Source organism: Flavobacterium nitrogenifigens (genome assembly GCF_003254565.1).
GTDB classification, from domain to species: domain Bacteria; phylum Bacteroidota; class Bacteroidia; order Flavobacteriales; family Flavobacteriaceae; genus Flavobacterium; species Flavobacterium nitrogenifigens.
On the sequence record NZ_QJRI01000174.1, the window covers coordinates 195,887 to 214,900 of the forward strand.

A 19,014-nucleotide genomic window follows, 5' to 3' on the forward strand; every position below is an offset into this window, starting at 1 on the left:
TCTGGGGACTTAATTAATAAAATTTACGCGTGGGAAATAAAAATCGAAACTATTTATCTATTACCGCTAGAAGCTGTGATTTTTCCTAATTGTAATCTGAAATCTGGTTTTTTAGGATTGAAGATGTCAATGAAAGTTTCTTTGTTGTCGCTTTGTGAGTAAACGTTAAAGAAAACACTGTTTCCATACCAACTCTCTAAATCTTCGTTGTTTGAATTGTATTCAGTAAAGATGTTTCCTTTACATAAGTTGAAATACATTTCCTCAAATTTGATTTTTTTAAGATTAGCATCATTGATTTCAGTTTTGCTGTCTAATAATACTGCAGGGTTGAATCCAGAGATTACACTTCTTTTCATTTCAAGAGAAGCATTTTCAGCTACATATACAGCCTCTTTTACTAAACCTGCTTGAATGTCAGCGTTAATGTTTTCACTGTCATTAACCATTGTAATATTGCTAGCAACAACTAAAGTTTGTTTTTTAGTGAAATCTGTTTCACTTTTCTTCTCATAAGATCTTACCTCCATACAACGAGATCCATCTTTTGTACTTGAGAAGTAAGAAGATCTAACTGCTAAAGAGTTGAAGAAACGACATTGAACTCCTTGAGAGAATTTAAAGTCATCATTAACTGATTTATAAGAAACGAATTTTGTAGCATTTATGTCACCACCCAAGATTCCGAAAGAATCTCCTCCTGCGTAGCTAATCATAATATTTTCTAAAATTGTTTTGTTACCAAGACCAGCCAAAGTCAAAGCATTGAAAGTATCTGCTCCTTTAACTTTTTTACCTGCAAACTCGATTCTAACGAATCTTAAAATTCCAGAGTTTGAAGCTACATTGTCTCCACCGTAAGTAGTCATTGTAGGATCAAGGTCTAGGTTATAAGAACCTACATTTCCAAATTTGTTAATTGGGGCATCTCCAAGGATTACGATTCCTCCCCAGTCTCCCGCTTTTTTCATGCTGCGGTTTGAAGTAAATACAATTGGATCTGTTTCTAAACCATCAGCCACTAATTGTGCACCTTTTGTGATTACCAATGTTCCTTTTGTTTCGAAATCACCGATAATTACAGTTCCTGGTTCAATAGTTAAAACAGCATTGTTTGTAACATAAACGTTTCCTTGTAAAACGTAGATATTTCTTTTCAGCAATTTGGTATTAACAGAAATGTTTCCTGCCAAAATTTGGTTTGCTTCTCCATAATCAACTTTGTTAGGCTTAAACTCAGTCCAGTTGTTTAACCAATTGGTGTAGCCCATAATTCCTTTCTCTTGTTGAGCATTCATACTCGCAACTGTCAAAAGAACGCAGATCAATTGAGTAATTTTTTTCATGATAAGGGGGGTATTACGGTTAATAATAAATTTGGGTATGCGTATATGTAAAAACTCCTCTCGAGTTTTCTGATATCTCAGAACCCTTGAGAGTGAGTTTTTTTTATTTTGTTTTTCTAGAATGTCAAAGCTGGTATTCACTTAGACTTTCCAAAAAAGATTTTAAAAAAATGCTTTATTACATTTCATTCAAATCGTTGAACTCGTGTAATGATTTCAATGTACTTTCGTAGAACAAAATTGCCGCAATTAGATTTCCTTTATCAGAGTAAGGCATCATTTTTCTTTGGAATTCTACAGTTGTATCCAAGAATGTTGATGTACCTACTGCCTGAGCATCTAATACTTTTTTGTGTTCGTTATCGTCTGGAATACCAAGGTCAGCCATAGTAACTCCAGGTTTTGTAACCAAAGCAATGTAAGGGAGAGTTTTAACTAATACTTTGATACGCTCGATGTATAATTCCAAAAGTTCTCCTTTTTGCATACCACTTAATTCTTTTTGATCATGGTATTTTCTGATAAGAGCAGTTGTACTGATAATACTTCTCGGTGCGTTTTTAGCTTGTGCTGAAACAGCCGCAGTAGTTAAGATAAAAAAAGCACTAAATAGAATAATTTTCCCTTTCATAGATTCTTATTTTATAATTGGTTGTTGATAAAAACAAAAATATATAAATTAACTTAAATTACAACTGTAATGAATTTTTTTTTCAAAAAATTTCCTTAAAAAAACCTTAAAAACCAGCGTTATGTCGAGAAAATGTGCGTTTTAACGTGCATTTTGTTAAAAATGTTAATTAAAAAATCGTAAGAGATTAACTATAAAAAACTTAAAATTGACTCAATAAATACCCAAAAAAAACATACGTTTATCGGTTTTTGAAAAAAAATATTAACAAAAACATCTTGATATTTACTAACTTGAGCATATTTATTAACAAAATTCTATCGAAAGTATTCCAAAAAAAAATCAAAAAATCACTCGTAAACTTCAAATCTAAATTTGAAAATTAGAACGAATAAATAATCTTACTTCTTAAAATTTTTGACTACACATTTTCTTCTATCTTTGCGCCATGCAATTTTCTCAAATTTTAGGTCAAGATTACATCAAAAGCCACTTGATAAAAAGTGCTGCTTCTGGTAGAATCCCTCATGCCCAATTATTCGTTGGCCCAGAAGGAAGCGGCACATTAATAACTGCCATTGCTTATGCCCAATACATTTTGTGCAGCAATACTGGCGATGAAAATTCAAACGGAAATGATTCATGCAATCTAAAGTTTGATCACATTTCTCATCCTGATCTGCATTTTATATACCCAACCGTTACCACCGAAGATGTAAAAACAAAACCAAAAAGTTTAGATTTTATTCAGGATTGGCGCAGTTTCATTCAAGAAATGCCTTACGGAGGTTTGTTCGATTGGTATAAAATTCTCGGTGTTCAAAATAAGCAAGGAGAAATTCGTGTAGAAGATGCACAGGAAGTTTTAAAATCGCTTTCGCTAAAATCTTACGAAGGCGGATATAAAATCATGATTATCTGGATGGCCGATAAAATGAACATCGCTGCTTCTAATAAACTTCTGAAACTTTTGGAAGAACCATCAGACAAAACGATGTTTATCCTGATTTCCGAAAACGAAGAAGATATTATCCAAACCATACGTTCGCGATGCCAGGTAATTCATTTTAACGGACTGCCGGAAAAAGTTATTGCCGATGCTTTGGTTCGCCAAGAAAACATAGACGCAGGTTTAGCTAAAAAAATTGCACATCAGGCACAAGGGAATTTTAATAAAGCATTGCATTTATTAAAAGAAGACGATGACGATCTTCCGTTTGAACAATGGTTTGTCAATTGGGTTCGTGCTGCTTTTAGAGCAAAAGGAAATGCTGCTGCCATTCAGGACTTAATTTCTTGGAGTGAGCAGATTGCTGCATTGGGACGCGAAAGCCAGAAAAAATTTATCCAATACTGCATCGAAATGTTCCGACAAGCTCTTATGCTAAATTATCAGGCTCAAGACTTGGTTTATATAGAACCAAAAGTAGATAAGTTTAAGTTGGAAAATTTTGCGCCTTTCGTAAACGGAAATAATATACACGAAATATTCAAAGAACTTTCTGATGCGATGTATCACATTGAAAGAAACGGAAATGCAAAAATAATCCTTACCGATTTATCGATCAAATTGACTCGTTTAATTCATAAAAAATAATTCAAAATGAACAATGTTGCCTCAATTTTACTTTTGGCTTTTCTAGCTTTAACTTTTCTACAATCCGGTTACGAAAAAATTTTTTACTGGAAAGACAATGTTACCTGGCTTAAAGAACACTTTGCCAAAACGCCTTTAAAAAATCAAGTTCCGCTTGCTCTTATGCATTTATTGATTTTAGAATTGATTTCAGGAATTTTATGTGTTGTGGGCGGAATACAATTGTTTACAAATAATGGCAGAGAATTTGGTTTTTATGGAGCTATCTTTTCTTGTATCTGTTTGCTAATGATGCTTTTCGGACAAAGACTTGCAAAAGATTACGATGGTGCGAGAACCATTGTTATATATTTTATACCAGCTGTAATGGCTGTTTATTGGTTAAATTAACCAGTACAATTTTTAAATTTTAGATTAAAAAAATGAATCCAAAACATCCTTCAGAATCCCTAACTATTTTAACTGATTTAGTTTTACCGAGCGAAACAAATCCTTTAAACAATCTATTTGGTGGCGAATTGTTAGCCAGAATGGATCGCGCGGCAAGTATTGCGGCACGCAGACATTCGCGCCGAATTGTAGTAACGGCATCTGTAAATCACGTTGCTTTTAATAGAGCTATTTCGCTTGGAAGCGTTGTAACCGTAGAGGCAAAAGTTTCAAGATCATTCAAAAGTTCGATGGAAGTTTTTATTGACGTATGGGTAGAAGACCGCGAATCTGGAAACAGAACCAAAGCCAACGAAGCCATTTATACTTTCGTTGCCGTAGATGATACTGGAAGACCTGTTGAAGTTCCGGCAATTGTACCAGAAACCGAATTGGAAATTCAGCGATTTGAAGCAGCACTTCGTCGTAAACAACTGAGTTTATTACTTGCTGGTAAGATAAAACCAACAGATGCAACAGAATTAAAGGCTTTGTTTGTATAGAACGATTTTGTGACAATTTGGAACAATCAAACTTCAAAAAAAGAAGTAATTTTACAAATTATAAAACTGACTAATAAAAATATGGCAGAATTTTCTTATTTTTATCCAGCAAGACAAAATAATAATTTAAGACATTTAGAAAAAAATGAGTTCAGAGAAAGAAGCCAAATTAAAAGCGCTACAATTAACGCTTGATAAACTTGACAAAACCTACGGAAAAGGAACCGTAATGAAAATGGGCGACAGAGCCATTGTAGAAGTAGAAACGATTTCTTCTGGCTCACTAGGTGTAGACTTAGCTCTTGGAGTAAACGGATATCCAAAAGGAAGAATTATAGAAATATATGGTCCAGAATCTTCTGGAAAAACAACTTTAACACTTCACGCAATTGCAGAAGCTCAAAAAGCTGGTGGTATCGCCGCTTTTATCGATGCAGAGCATGCTTTTGATAGAAACTATGCAGAGAAATTAAATGTTGATATTGAGAACTTAATCATTTCTCAGCCAGACAACGGAGAGCAAGCTTTAGAAATTGCTGAAAACCTAATTCGTTCTGGAGCTATAGACATCGTTGTAATTGACTCTGTTGCGGCTTTAACTCCAAAAAGTGAAATCGAAGGTGAAATGGGTGATTCAAAAATGGGTCTTCACGCACGTTTGATGTCTCAAGCTTTAAGAAAACTTACTGGAACTATCAGCAAAACAAATTGTACAGTTTTCTTTATCAACCAGCTTCGTGAAAAAATTGGTGTTATGTTCGGAAATCCGGAAACTACAACTGGAGGTAACGCACTGAAATTTTACGCTTCTGTTCGTTTAGATATTCGTCGTTCTGCTCAAATTAAAGACGGTGAAAATGTAATTGGTAACAGAACTAAAGTTAAAATTGTTAAAAACAAAGTAGCACCACCATTTAAAACTGCCGAATTCGATATTATGTACGGAGAAGGAGTTTCTAAAACTGGAGAAATCTTAGATTTAGCTGTTGAATTTGACATCGTAAAAAAAGCAGGGTCTTGGTTTAGCTACGGCGATACAAAATTAGGACAAGGACGTGACGCTGTTAAAACTTTAATTAAAGATAATCCTGAACTTGCTGAAGAACTGGAAATCAAAATTAAAGAACACATGAAAGAATTGGCCAATGCCTAAAAAATAAGTCTAAAAAAAAGACTCTTTAAAAGCCGAGTGATTACACAAAAATCACTTGGCTTTTTTTATTTTAAATTAAAATTGAAATTTTCACGCAACCTTTTTACTAAACTTTCATCTATATTAAAAAGCAGTTTGTAATTGATACTGCCATATATCAATTTCGGTTTTTTTTTAGAATTTACGTTGATTGGTTATTTGAGTAAAAACCCGTTAGTTTATTAAAACTGACGGGTTTAAATCATTTTTTTTCAATTTCGACGCAACCTTTTAAACTTTTCTTTATCTATATTAGTGTGAAATTAACTTGAGTCATTAACCAAACTCTTTATTATCAACCATTAATATTTTTGATTATGAAAGAAAAAATAGAATTGTTGTACAATAAAAACCGAAGAAAAACCAAATTGAAGTTGAAGAAAGTATTACGTTTTATTTCAGAAAAGATAATTCACAGATAATAACTTTTGAATAAAAATAGGGGTTTTTAATTCAAAGGAAAGCCGGTAGATCGTTAATCTAACCGGCTTTTTCTATTTTACATAATGTTGGTTTGTTTATGATTTTTCAAAATCAATCAAACTATTGTAAATTAAAGTTCTAACTTGTTCTTTCAATTCCTTTCTATGATCGCTTGTCAAACCCTTTGTTTCTACAAATGGCAGAATTTTTACTCGCATTTTTCCAGGACTTCCGCTCATAAATGTATATGAAAAGCGTTCTTTGTTGTCAGGAAAAACAATGGGTACAATCGGAATCTGGTGATCTATCGCCAATCTGAATGCGCCATCTTTAAACTCGTCCAGCAAAATACTTTCATCATCTGGAACTCCACCCTCAGGAAAAATGCAAATGCTCAAACCTTGGTTTAGACGATTCTGGGCTCTTTTGAAAACTTCATTTTTACTTTTAGAAGAACTCCTGTCAACCAAAATACAAGTTCGTTTGTAGAAAAAACCAAAAAGCGGAATCTTCACTAATTCTTTTTTTCCAACAAAAACAAACGGATTCTTAATCAAGACCAACATAAGCATAATATCGGTCATAGAGGTATGATTGGCCACAATCATGTAACTTTTTCCCTTAATGAGCTTCTGTTCGCGTTTTACGGTATAATAAAAACCCATTCCAAAAAGGATAAATCTTGCCCAAATGCGAGCCATTTTAAAGAAATATGGATATCCTTTCTCAGAAAGGATAGAAACGACCAGAAAAGGGAACATAATGAGTATTGGAATAGCCATCAAAACGTAAAACCAAACTCTCCAAAGAATCCAAAAAGCAATTTTAAATATTTTCATAGCTTCAAAAGTAAGAAAACAGAAATGAATAATTAGCAACAATTTATGATGTGAATAATTCAACCGCAAAGCACACAAAGATTTTACGCAAAGACCGCAAGTTCTTAGCCACAGATTTAAATGATTAAATAGATTTAAAAATCTGCGAAAATCTTTTTAATCTGTGGCAGAACATTTAAATCTTGGAAAAAACATAGTAAAAAATCTTTGCGTGCTTTGCGTAAAATCTTTGCGTGCTTTGCGGTTATAAAAAACTTCACGAACTTTGCGTCTAAGAAAAAACTAGAATGGCAAAAATACTTACTGGTGTTCAAAGTACAGGAACACCGCATTTAGGAAATTTATTAGGCGCAATTATCCCGGCAATCGAATTATCAAACGATCCAACAAATGAATCTTATTTGTTTATTGCTGATTTACATTCAATCACTCAGATTAAAGACGGAAAAACTTTAAGAGAAAACACTTATAGCACTGCCGCAGCTTGGCTTGCTTGTGGTTTAAATCCTGAAAAAGTGACGTTTTACAGACAATCTGATGTGGTTCAAACTACTGAATTGACCTGGTATTTAAGCTGTTTTTTTCCCTTTCAAAGATTGACTTTAGCGCATTCTTTCAAAGATAAAGCAGATCGTTTAGACGATGTTAACGCTGGACTTTTCACGTACCCAATGTTAATGGCGGCTGATATTCTGTTGTATGATGCTGAATTTGTTCCTGTTGGAAAAGATCAATTGCAGCATTTAGAAATTACTCGCGATGTTGCAGCTCGTTTCAATCACCAAATGGGCGAAACTTTTGTACTTCCTGAAGCAAAAATTCAGGAAAACATCATGCTGATTCCAGGAACAAACGGAGGAAAAATGAGTAAGTCTGCCAACAATATCATCAATATTTTCTTGGATGACAAAACATTACGTAAACAAGTAATGAGCATTGAAACAGATTCAACACCTCTAGAAGCTCCAAAAAACCCAGATACTTGTAATGCTTTTGCTATTTATTCATTGTTAGCAAATGAGGAACAGACTGCACAAATGAGAGCAAACTATTTAGGCGGAAATTACGGTTATGGTCACGCGAAACAAGCTTTATTTGAGTTAATTACTGAGAAATTTAAAACAGAAAGAGAAAAATACAATTACTACATCAACAACCTTGAAGAAGTAGATGCTTTATTGAAAAAAGGCGCTGCAAAAGCTTCTGTAATTGCTGATGGTGTTTTAGCAAAAGTTAGGGAAGTTTTAGGATTTCAGAAATAATTTAAAACAAACTCTTTATAGAAACGCTGATCATTCTAAAACTGGTCAGCGTTTTTTTTATAATATATTCTAACTTCAAATATATTAAACTCTTAAAACTAAAAAAGATAGACAAGTATATTGAGGATTATAATATTTCGTCATTAAGTATTTCAAATTCTAAATATACTTTTTGAACCCTTGCTGATTTAAGTTTTATACAGATTACACAATTTTTTTCAATATAATATATAAGATTTTCTGCGTTAAATTGATTCAAAAAGTTTTCCAGGAAGTGGTCTTATAACGCCTTTTAATTCCATACCAATCAGAATTCCAGAGAGTTTAAAAATTGGAATTTCACATTCAATTGCAATGATGTCTAATAATTCCTTTCCATTCTTTTGAAGGAAATCGTAAACCTTTTGTTCTTCAGGTTCCAACTCCACAAAAAGCAGTTTCTGAATGTTTTTTGGTTTTTCTTTAATATCCCAATTCAGCATATAAATTAAATCTGCTGCACTTGTCAACACATTGGCTTTTTGTGTTTTAATTAAGTTATTACAACCCTGACTGTATTTGTCCGTCACTCTACCAGGCACAGCGAAGACATCTCGATTGTACTCGTTGGCCATATTTGCTGTAATTAAAGATCCTCCTCTATCGGCAGATTCAATAACAATTGTAGCCTCTGTCATTCCAGCCACAATGCGGTTTCGACGGACAAACTTCTCTTTATCAGGATTCGAATCGCTCCAAAATTCTGTAATAAATCCGCCGTTTTCTTCCATTCTGGCCATGTACTTTTTATGAGTTCTCGGATAAATTTGATTTAAGCCATGAGCCAAAACACCAACAGTTTGCAAACTAAAATCCATTGCGGCTTGATGCGCTACAATATCAACTCCGTACGCAAAACCGCTTACAATTACAGGATCTAACGGAGCCAAATCTTCAATTAACTTTCTACAAAAATCAGTTCCGTAAGAGGTAATTTGTCTTGTGCCAACAATACTAATTATTTTCTTGTTTTTGAAATCCAAATTCCCCGCAGTAAAAATCAAAATTGGTGCATCAATACAATGCTTGAGACGTTCTGGATAATTTTCGTCCTGAAAAAAAGAGACCTGAATATTATTGTTTTTTATAAACGAAAGCTCTCTATCTGCTTTCTCGAAAACACTTTTATCTTTAAGATTTTTTAATAAAACAGATCCAATTCCGTCAACTGCAGCTAATTGAGAACTTTTAGCTTTAAAAATAGCTGTAGCATCACCAAACGAATTAAGTAATTTTTTGCCCATTATATCTCCCACTCCATCAACCTTCAATAAGGCAAGCAAACTAAATAATTCCTGATCTGTCATTTGATTTTAACATTATGTAAAATAGAAAAATTAAATCTACTTTTTTTGAAGCGCAAATATCAATAAAACAAAGTAATTTCCTAATAAAACAATAAAATATTTTTGAAGTGCCTTACTTCAGCTCAAAAACCAAAAAGTTAATATCCTGAAAACGAATTGTCTAAAAATAATCCTGAATTGTTAATAAAAATTGTGAATAAAATTTTGATAACTATACGCGTTGGCTAACTTTGTTAATATGAAAATCGAAGTATATATCTCACAGTTATTGTATCGTTATCAGTGTGTAACGGTTCCAGGATTTGGTGCATTTTTAACCGAAACTCATTCGGCGCAGCTAAATGAAAGCACTAATTCGTTTTTTCCTCCCAAAAAAACCATTTCTTTCAACAGCCGTATCAAAAATAATGACGGATTGTTGGCAAATCATATTGCACAAGCTGAAAAAACATCTTATGGTTTTGCAGTTAGCGCAATTGCTTTTGAGGTTTTGAACTGGAAAAAAACATTGGAAGAAGAAGGTGTAATTCTTTTAAAGAACATTGGAGAACTGCGTTTAAATTCTGAAAGCAATATTATTTTCAAACCAAACGATCAGACCAATTTTCTATCTACTTCGTTTGGATTGAGCCCTTTTGTTTCTCCGATGGTGAAAAAAGAGGCATTCGAGAAAAAAATCGAAAAAATTGCAGCAAAAGAAAAAGATGCTGTTTTATTATACGAAAACGAAGAGGAAACCAAATCTTCAAATCCGTTCTTGCGTTATGCAGCCATTCTTGTTTTAGGACTTGGCATTACAGGAAGCATTGGTTACCCATTATATCAAAATCAAATTGATAATCAAACACTTGTTGTAGAACAAGCTGTTCAGAAAAAAGTACAGAACAAAATTCAAGAGGCTACTTTCTTTATCAAAAGTCCGCTTCCAGCTGTAACACTTTCTGTAGATTCTGCTAAAGTTGAAACTGTTGAAACAACAATGCCTTATCACATTATGGCTGGTGCTTTCAGAAGTGAAGCAAATGCAAAAAAAGCTTATAACCAACTAATTAAAGATGGTTACAAAGCAAGAATGCTGAAAGAAAACAAACATGGTTTATTTCCTGTTTTGTATGGAAGCTATGCTACAATGAAAGAAGCTGAACAAGCTCAAAAAGAAATACAAAAAGGCGAAAATCCTCAAGCCTGGATCCTAGTCGAAAATCTATAAATCAAAAAATTCCCGTTTCGAAAGAACGGGATTTTTTTTGTCCTATTCTGTTATTTAAAAAAATTTGACTGGCAATCATTGAAAATTTCTTCAGATAAATTAGCCTCAAAAAATAAACATTATGGACAAACTTTATAAAACATTAGTTTTCTTACTATTACTAAGTTCACAATCTTTTTTTGCTCAACAAATTTCAAACACTGCACAAGAATTGGAGCGACAGAAAACTGAACTTCAAACCCAAAAAAATTTAAAAGAGAATTATAAAAAGCTTGATGATAAACTCGATCAGCTGAAAAAAGAACAAAAAGAATTAGAAAGCAAAAGAAAAATTCTTTCTAAAGCTGAAAGCAATTTGAATTCGACAAAAGAAAAAATCAGCAAATTGGAACTTGCCAATCAAAAAATTGAGAACAAAATAACCACATCTTCAATTTCTGATGAAGAAATTCAAAAACAGAAAATTAAAACCAAAGAAAATGAGGTCAATATTCAGAAATTGAAACTAACTCAGATTACACAAGAAAAAGAGCTAGAAAAAGCAATGTCAGCAATATAAAAACTGTTTCAAAAGAACAGATTCTTTTTTAAGCTTCGAAGAAGCGAAATATTTATATATTTCTATGGCATATCTTGTAAAAAAGACCTTTTCAAAACAGCTTCTTTCCAATGTTTATCGTGAAACAATTTTTGCATCTTGAGATAAAATTTCTTTTCCGGACTGATATACTAATAACGCCGCAGGCGCCGAATTTTTTTCGCCCAAAACAGTAAAATGGCATTCATACTTAAAATTACCCTTTTTGAATTCGTAATGATGATTCCCTCCTGTTCCATCTGCGACAAAAACTCCCTTCTCTATTACAAGATCTGGAGTATCCGTCATTTTATTTTTGATTCCCCAAGAAACATAACGATAATTGTTATTTCCTAAATCATCAATTCTTATTCTGAATTTTGAAGTTTCGAGAATAGCAACAGGTTCTTTAAAATTTGAAATTGAAACATTTACATTTTTCTTCTGTGCAGCAATCAACGAATTTTTCATTTTCAATTCTTCATCAGATTGATGATTGATACTAATAATTCTTCCATCGGTATCAATCCACAAGTCACCTTGATTGAGCATAATCCCACGCCACCCCACTTCTGACCAATCTTTTGCAGGATCAGATTTTGCTATTTTTTCAATCAAAACTTTATCAAAAATTTGATTATATCTTTTTACAAAATCTGCTTTATCTTTCACTGATGGAATTGGATATTCTCTCTTGAACGGAAATTTTATTCGCTTTGCAATTGCTTCTTTATCGCTGTTTTTCACTTCCAAAATAAATTTCGAAATGAACTTTTGATATTCCGGTTTCAAATCCTGAGCAATCAAAAATGAAGAATTAAACACCAAAATTGTTAGTAATATTTTAAATGTTTTCATGTCAAAAATAATTTAATACGTTAGAAATTAGGTTTTTGAAATACAGAAAACAGTGTTTCACGTAGGACGCTCCAAAAATTAATTGATGCTCGCTTTGAACATTTTCAATTCGTCCCAAGTAAATTCATCACCATGCTTTTCTTTCAAACCGCTCAAAGATACTTCTTGATAAAACTGAAAAGCTTCTCGCAAGGCCAAAATTTTATCATACGGCAGAACATCGGTAATTTCGATTTTCTTCGACTGAATAAGTCTTATCAAATGGCCTTCGATAGTTTGAACGTTTAATTTACGCATTCTCGCAATATCTTCAACCGAATTTTTATCCATCCACAAATCGTACGTTTCCTCGACTGTCGTTTTTTTAGCCGTTTTAAGCTCACTTTTCTCTGTCTTAGCTGATTTGTATCGAACAACGGGCTCTTCTGTTCTAAAAATGTCTGTATTTGTCGTTTTCAGCTCTTCTCTAATCCTATCTGCTTTGTTGATTTTATAATTTTTAATATTTGGCGACGAAAGCTTTTCTTTACTGATTTCTTCACCGGCAACAACCACTTCGATCAATAACTTGGCTTTCATCAATCTCAAAACCGCTTTGGTCTGAAGATCTTCCAAAAAGTTAAGCTCTTCGTAGAACTCTTTTACTTTTTTAAATTTTTGAATTTCAGCCATTTTATAAATCAAATCATCCACCAATTTGTCCATCGCTTTGAAAAAATAATCGTAGGCCGCATCTACCCTTTCTTTCACAAAAAACAAATCAACCGTTTCTTTGATGAAAATTTTATTGAGCTGCGAAATGAATTTCTGCGAAGGATCTAAAAGCTGCTCCATAATTTCCATTCGTTTGTGAGCCCAAACTGCGTGTTTCGATTTTTCGGAACCCGCCGCATTTTCGTTATAACTGAAACGATGATTTCGCCATTCTTGCGCCAACTCTCCCCAATTAAAACTGTTTATCAAATAGTTATGAATAAAATTTTTAGTTTCGAAGTGAAGTGCTTTCTCCAAAGTTTCTTCCGTTGCTCTGTTCAAAGCATAGTCCATCACATCTTGGTCGTTGGAAATACCATTCATCTGCATCGGAGAAAGTAAAATAAGCCCGTTTAACGAACGCAAACGCGAAAGTGCTACATAGGCCTGCCCAGGCAGAAAAACTTGCGATACATCGAGCGCTGCTTTGTCAAAAGTTAAACCTTGACTTTTGTGCACTGTAATTGCCCATGCCAGCTTGATCGGATAATGTGCAAAAGTTCCCAAAACCTCTTCTTCTATTTCTTTCGTCTGTTCATTGACTTTGTAACGGATATTTTTCCATTCGTACTTTTCCACTTCGAGTGTCATGTTCTCTTCTGGAAAGTGAACAAAGATTTCTTCATCTGAAAGCGATTTGATAACTCCCATCTTTCCGTTGAAATATCTCTTTTCAAAAGACAAGTCATTTTTGACGAACATGATTTGCGCGCCAACTTTTAATTTTAGTTCTTCCTCGACAGGAAATATTTTTTCAGGAAAATCACCCACCACAAATGGCGTATAAACGTATTCTTTACCGTCTAAATCACTGATTGACTGTGAGTTGATAGAATCAGCCTTGGCATTATGGGTTGTCAGCGTGATATATCCTTTGTTCTCTTTGAAGTCAAAATCTGGCTTAACATACTGATTTAGAATAGCTATGTCTTCTGGCGTGATTTGATTGTTTCGCAAATTATTCAAGACCGAGATAAAAGCATCATCGGTCTGGCGATAGATCTTTGACAATTCAATGTAAATTGGCGGATACGTTTGGAGAACATGAGAATGAAAAAAGAATTTCCCGCGGTAGTAGTTTTTCAGCGTTCGCCATTCTTCATCACGAATAACCGGCGGCAATTGAAGTAAGTCGCCAATAAACAAAACCTGGACTCCTCCAAAGGGCTGTGTATTTCTTCGAACAGTCTGCATCATGAAATCGACCGCGTCTAGCAAATCGGCACGCATCATACTCACTTCATCAATCACAAGAAGTTCCATGTTTTTGATTACATTTCGCTTGATGTTATTCATTTTGAAATGACGTCGCAATGATTCTTTGTTTTCAAACTTCACCGTTTCGGTAAATTGAGCACTTCCTTCGTACGACGGAATAAATGCAGCAAACGGAAGTTGAAACATGGAATGGATTGTGACACCACCAGCATTCAAAGCTGCAATTCCCGTAGGTGCAACGACCACAGTATTTTTATGCGTTGTCGCGATAATCTCGCGTAAAAGCGTAGTTTTTCCAGTACCTGCTTTCCCCGTAAGGAAAATAGATTTCTGAGTCTGATTAATGAATTGCAAAGTATAAGCTGCCGCTTCTGAAACGTTCTGCATTGGGCTTGTATTAAATAATAAAATTACCGCATTTTTATAAAAAGAAAAAACCTAAATCTTAGTGGATTTAGGTTTTCAGTAATTTAGTTAGTTTGGTAGTTTTTTATTTTTTTGCTTCGCCTTCTTTTGTTTCAGCTGCTGGTTTTGCATCTGCTTTTGGCTCTGCTTTGTATTTATCATTTAAAGCTTTGATAATTTCTTTTGTGATATCGTATTTCTCTTCAGCATACAAAATTGTTGCAGCATCTCCTGTTCCGTAGATGTAAGAGTAACCGTTTTTCTTTCCGTAATCTTTAATGAATTTTTTAACTCCACTAACAAGAGAATCCATCTCAACACCACTTTCTTGTTGTAACTGTTGAGCTAATGCTTGTTGTGCATAACCTAATTGCTGCTCTCTTTTTTGCAATTCAGCACCTCTTTGCTGTGCCCAAGCCTGACCATTTGCTTGCGCTTGACTTTGAAAATTAGCGGCGTCTTGTTTAAAACGTGAAATCTCAGCTTGTAATTGTCTACCTTTTTCTTCCGCTTGAGCTTTGTACTTTGCCTCTAAATCTTTTGCCTCAGTGTATTCTTTCATCAAAACCGAAGTATCCACGTAAGCTGTTTTTACTTCCTTTACCTCTGCTGTTTTGTTACAAGAAACTGCGAAAACTGAAAGTGCGATAATAACTAATGCTTTTTTCATTTTTTTTAAATTCTATTTTTTTAAGTATTGAAGACAAAAATATAAAAAAATCAATAGCATCAACATAAAGTTTAAAAAATGCGCAAAATTTATGATATTGTTTTTATTTATAGAAAAAAATATAGCCATAAACCAATGTTATCGCAATATTTTAGTTACTTTTTGTCTTGTTTTATATCAACTAAAAAAGCCATCTTGTCTTTTAGGGGCAAAATGGCTTTAGATGCTTTTTGTAATTTATTTGTTTTTCAAAACGTAAATATGCGATGAATACTCTTTTGTGTTTTTCGCTTTTAAATTTGATTTTAATCCAATGAAAAATGCTTTGATGTAATTCATCTTTCCTGTTTTGTATTTTTCGGATAAAAGGCTCACGTAAAATGAATCGAACTTCATTGGAAGTATCTTTTCTAATTTCATATCTACTCTTTCGAATAGCAATTGAATAGATTTTTTAGAAAAATGCCAAAAGTGAATTGGCACGTCATAAGCGGCCCAAAAAGTTTCATAATGACCCGCATCGAATGATTTGTAATTTGGAACCGCAACAATTAATGTTCCAGTTGGTTTTAATAAACGCTTCAATTCTTGGATCTGATGTTCTAAATTTGGAACGTGTTCTAAAACATGCCACATGGTAATTACATCCAAAGAATTACTTTCTAAAGCGCTAGTTTCTTCTACAAATGAAATTCCTTTTTCTTTAGCAATATTTTTAGCACGATCGCTTGGTTCTACTCCAATGGTTTCCCAACCGTCATTTTTTGCTGTTAAAAGAAAATCTCCAGTTCCAGCACCAATATCCAAAAGTTTTCCTTTTTTTGGTTGCTGGCTATTGATTAGATTCAATTTATTCTTAAGCGCAATGTTTTTTACAAAATGATATGCTTTTTCAAATAACGAACGTTTGTTATCTGTATGCGAAATATAATCTTCGCTTTCGTAATATTTACCCAAATTTTGAAGTTCAGGTTGTGGTGAAGTAATTAGCATGTCTAATTCTTCATCATAATACAAATCAAAAATTTCTTTTGAAACAGAATGGTCTTTAACCGTAAGAAAGTGTTTTTTGTTTAAAACGTTCATTTTTTAATTTTATAGATATTTGGGTTTAATTTATAGCAAATCCTAAAAACGAAATTTTATCGCTTTTAGGATTTTTGTTTTTTCTTTTATTCTTCTAAACTCTTTTTGATTTCTTCAAAATTGATAATTCAATACAATTGCAAATTTAATTTATTCATCTCTTTGCAAAATAATATCCTTTTCAAATTTGATTTTTCTTTACATCTGAAACGGCTAATAATTCAAATTATTTCGAAAAAATCATTCTTATTTCAGCAAAACGTTTCACGTGGAACAGCAAAAATTTTAGATTTCTGACTTTAGATTTTAGATTTATACTGTATTCTTAAAAAAGAAAGTCAAAAAATAGTTTCACGTGGAACACTTAAAAGTTTTCAGTCTCAGTTTTCAGTCTCAGTAAAAACTGGAAGTTGAAAACTGAGACTGCAAACTTTTTTTACCTTCCCATATAAATCAACAGCACGGAAATATCACTTGGTGATACTCCGCTAATTCTTGACGCTTGAGAAATGGTTACAGGACGAATCTTGCTTAATTTCTGTTTTGCCTCAATCGACATTGATTTAATTTTGTTATAATCGAAATTGTCTGGAATTTTTACTTCTTCCAAACGATTCAACTTATCTGCATTATTTCTTTCTTTTTCGATATAACCAGAATATTTTACCTGAATTACGGCTTGCTCCACAATTTCTTCATCCAAATCATTTTCTTTGATATATGCTTCAACCTTTTCAAATTTCAACATATCTTCTAATTCAATTTGCGGACGAGAAAAAATCTTAAACATTTTATCTCCCTGAGAAATTGGTGCAGATTCTTTTGCTTCCAAAATCGGATTTGTTTCTGCAATCGTCACACTAGTTTCTTTGAAGAATTGAACCATCTTTTCAGATTCGTTCAATTTCTTTTCCATTCTTCGTAAACGGTCTTCAGAAGCTAAACCAATTTCATATGACATTGGAGTCAATCTGAAATCGGCATTATCCTGACGCAACAAAGTTCTATACTCCGCTCTTGATGTAAACATACGATATGGCTCTTCAGTTCCTTTCGTAATCAAGTCATCAATTAGAACTCCAATATACGCTTCATCACGTTTTAAAATCAATGGATCTTTTTCGTGTACTTTCAAGTGTGCATTTATTCCAGCCATCAGACCTTGAGAAGCTGCTTCTTCATATCCGGTTGTTCCGTTAATCTGTCCAGCGAAATATAAACCTTCAACTAACTTCGTTTCCAAAGTATGTTTCAATTGTGTCGGCGGAAAGAAATCATATTCGATTGCATAACCAGGTCTAAAGAATTTTACATTTTCAAAACCTGCTACCGAACGAAGCGCTTTGAACTGGATATCTTCTGGAAGAGATGTTGAAAACCCATTCACGTAAACTTCGCAAGTATTCCATCCTTCTGGCTCAACAAATAATTGGTGACGCTCTTTATCTGCAAAACGATTTATTTTATCTTCAATCGATGGACAGTATCTTGGTCCTAAACTTTTAATTCTTCCGTTGAACATTGGAGAACGATCAAAACCTTCTCTCAAAATATCATGAACGTTCAACGAAGTGTACGTCATGTAACAAGAACGCTGATGCGTTAATGGAGAAGTCACATCTGAATAAGAAAACTTAGCTGGCTTTGCATCTCCTTTTTCTTCATTCATTTTAGAATAATCCAAAGAACGTCCATCTACTCGAGGTGGCGTTCCTGTTTTCATTCTTCCAGCTTCAAAACCTGCTTTGATCAAATCTTCGGTAATTCCGGTTGCAGCGCTTTCTCCTGCTCTACCACCTCCGAATTGTTTTTCTCCGATATGAATTAAACCGTTCAAAAAAGTACCATTTGTCAAAACCACAGATTTGGAACGAATCTCCACACCAAGCGAAGTTCTAATTCCTTTTATTTTTCCATCTTCGATTATCAACCCTTTTACCATCTCTTGATAAAAATCAAGATTTGGAGTTGCCTCCAACATCATTCTCCATTCTTCAGCGAAACGCATTCTATCACTTTGAACTCTTGGCGACCACATTGCAGGTCCTTTTGATTTATTCAACATCTTGAACTGAATCGCAGTCTTATCAGAAACAATTCCTGAATATCCACCAAGCGCATCAATTTCACGAACGATCTGTCCTTTTGCAATTCCTCCCATCGCAGGATTACAAGACATCTGTGCTATGTTTTGCAAACTCATTGTAACCAATAAAGTTTTCGATCCCAAATTTGCAGCCGCAGCCGCAGCTTCAGAACCAGCATGGCCTGCACCAACCACAATAACATCGTATTCTTCTAAAAACATTTTGTTTTATTATTCTCCAAAAACCGCTAACGCGGTTTCTAGAATTACATTTATATTTTTCTTGTTCCACGTGGAACGCATTTTTTTCAATCTTCAATTTTAAAAATTCCAAATTCCAAAAAACTGGAATCTTTAAACTAAAATCTTCAAATCAAAATGTTTCACGTGAAACATTTTAAACTTCCAAATAGAACTTCCAAATTAGAACTTTCAAATTAAAACTTTCAAATTAAAACTTTCAAATTAAAACTTTCAAATTAAAACTTTCAAACTAGAACTTTCAAACTAGAACTTTCAAACTAGAACTTCCAAACTAGAACTTCCAAACTAGAACTTCCAAACTAGAACTTCCAAACTAGAA

Annotated in this window: 16 protein-coding genes; 7 read left to right on the forward strand and 9 right to left on the reverse strand. The window is 33.5% G+C overall.

The window, feature by feature from the left end; genetic code table 11:
* Window positions 1-53 precede the first annotated feature (53 nt).
* Together DM397_RS11870 and DM397_RS11875 are read right to left on the reverse strand one after the other, a co-directional pair.
* On the reverse strand, window positions 54-1,346 hold the full coding sequence (locus tag DM397_RS11870; RefSeq protein WP_111377740.1) for a hypothetical protein: 1,293 nt from the start codon (window positions 1,344-1,346) through the stop codon (window positions 54-56).
* A 178-nt stretch (window positions 1,347-1,524) separates the two neighbouring features.
* Window positions 1,525-1,977 (reverse strand): hypothetical protein, encoded by a 453-nt coding sequence (locus DM397_RS11875; RefSeq protein ID WP_008465732.1) that lies wholly within the window; start codon window positions 1,975-1,977, stop codon window positions 1,525-1,527.
* Window positions 1,978-2,425: 448 nt separating this feature from the next.
* Between DM397_RS11875 and DM397_RS11880 the strand changes: the two genes are divergently transcribed.
* The 4 genes from DM397_RS11880 (at window position 2,426) to recA (ending at window position 5,659) form a co-directional block, all read left to right on the forward strand.
* Window positions 2,426-3,574, forward strand: coding sequence for a DNA polymerase III subunit (locus tag DM397_RS11880; protein ID WP_111377741.1), 1,149 nt, complete (start codon window positions 2,426-2,428; stop codon window positions 3,572-3,574).
* Between the two features lie 6 nt (window positions 3,575-3,580).
* A complete protein-coding gene (locus tag DM397_RS11885) occupies window positions 3,581-3,964 on the forward strand; it encodes a DoxX family protein (protein WP_111368295.1) in 384 nt (127 codons plus the stop codon).
* A gap of 32 nt (window positions 3,965-3,996) precedes the next feature.
* A complete protein-coding gene (locus DM397_RS11890) occupies window positions 3,997-4,506 on the forward strand; it encodes an acyl-CoA thioesterase (protein ID WP_111377742.1) in 510 nt (169 codons plus the stop codon).
* A 145-nt stretch (window positions 4,507-4,651) separates the two neighbouring features.
* Window positions 4,652-5,659 (forward strand): recombinase RecA, encoded by a 1,008-nt coding sequence (gene recA, locus DM397_RS11900; protein ID WP_111377744.1) that lies wholly within the window; start codon window positions 4,652-4,654, stop codon window positions 5,657-5,659.
* A 557-nt stretch (window positions 5,660-6,216) separates the two neighbouring features.
* Here recA and DM397_RS11905 read toward each other — a convergent pair.
* Complete coding sequence (locus DM397_RS11905) at window positions 6,217-6,960, reverse strand: lysophospholipid acyltransferase family protein (RefSeq protein WP_111377758.1); 744 nt, start codon at window positions 6,958-6,960, stop codon at window positions 6,217-6,219.
* Window positions 6,961-7,247: 287 nt separating this feature from the next.
* On the opposite strand from DM397_RS11905, the gene trpS reads away from it, so the two are divergent.
* On the forward strand, window positions 7,248-8,222 hold the full coding sequence (gene trpS / locus DM397_RS11910) for a tryptophan--tRNA ligase (protein ID WP_111377745.1): 975 nt from the start codon (window positions 7,248-7,250) through the stop codon (window positions 8,220-8,222).
* Window positions 8,223-8,467: 245 nt separating this feature from the next.
* Here the strand turns inward: trpS and dprA are convergent, their stop codons facing one another.
* Entirely contained in the window at window positions 8,468-9,568 is a 1,101-nt protein-coding gene (dprA, locus tag DM397_RS11915) for a DNA-processing protein DprA (protein ID WP_111377746.1), read from the reverse strand.
* 238 nt (window positions 9,569-9,806) lie between these two features.
* On the opposite strand from dprA, the gene DM397_RS11920 reads away from it, so the two are divergent.
* Both DM397_RS11920 and DM397_RS11925 read left to right on the forward strand, forming a co-directional pair.
* The gene (locus DM397_RS11920) at window positions 9,807-10,778 is read left to right on the forward strand and encodes an HU domain-containing protein (RefSeq protein WP_111377747.1); all 972 of its coding nucleotides are present in this window, start codon (window positions 9,807-9,809) and stop codon (window positions 10,776-10,778) included.
* Window positions 10,779-10,899: 121 nt separating this feature from the next.
* The gene (locus DM397_RS11925) at window positions 10,900-11,337 is read left to right on the forward strand and encodes a hypothetical protein (RefSeq protein ID WP_111377748.1); all 438 of its coding nucleotides are present in this window, start codon (window positions 10,900-10,902) and stop codon (window positions 11,335-11,337) included.
* A gap of 114 nt (window positions 11,338-11,451) precedes the next feature.
* On the opposite strand, the gene DM397_RS11930 is transcribed toward DM397_RS11925, so the two are convergent.
* From DM397_RS11930 to mnmG, 5 genes are all read right to left on the reverse strand, one after another.
* Window positions 11,452-12,213, reverse strand: coding sequence for a hypothetical protein (locus DM397_RS11930; protein WP_111377749.1), 762 nt, complete (start codon window positions 12,211-12,213; stop codon window positions 11,452-11,454).
* A 78-nt stretch (window positions 12,214-12,291) separates the two neighbouring features.
* The gene (locus DM397_RS11935; RefSeq protein ID WP_111377750.1) at window positions 12,292-14,571 is read right to left on the reverse strand and encodes a helix-turn-helix domain-containing protein; all 2,280 of its coding nucleotides are present in this window, start codon (window positions 14,569-14,571) and stop codon (window positions 12,292-12,294) included.
* Window positions 14,572-14,674: 103 nt separating this feature from the next.
* Window positions 14,675-15,259 (reverse strand): OmpH family outer membrane protein, encoded by a 585-nt coding sequence (locus DM397_RS11940; protein ID WP_066033199.1) that lies wholly within the window; start codon window positions 15,257-15,259, stop codon window positions 14,675-14,677.
* Between the two features lie 237 nt (window positions 15,260-15,496).
* Window positions 15,497-16,345, reverse strand: a complete 849-nt coding sequence (locus DM397_RS11945) for a class I SAM-dependent methyltransferase (protein WP_111377751.1) — start codon at window positions 16,343-16,345, stop codon at window positions 15,497-15,499.
* A 436-nt stretch (window positions 16,346-16,781) separates the two neighbouring features.
* Entirely contained in the window at window positions 16,782-18,653 is a 1,872-nt protein-coding gene (mnmG, locus tag DM397_RS11950; RefSeq protein WP_111377752.1) for a tRNA uridine-5-carboxymethylaminomethyl(34) synthesis enzyme MnmG, read from the reverse strand.
* Window positions 18,654-19,014 lie beyond the last annotated feature (361 nt).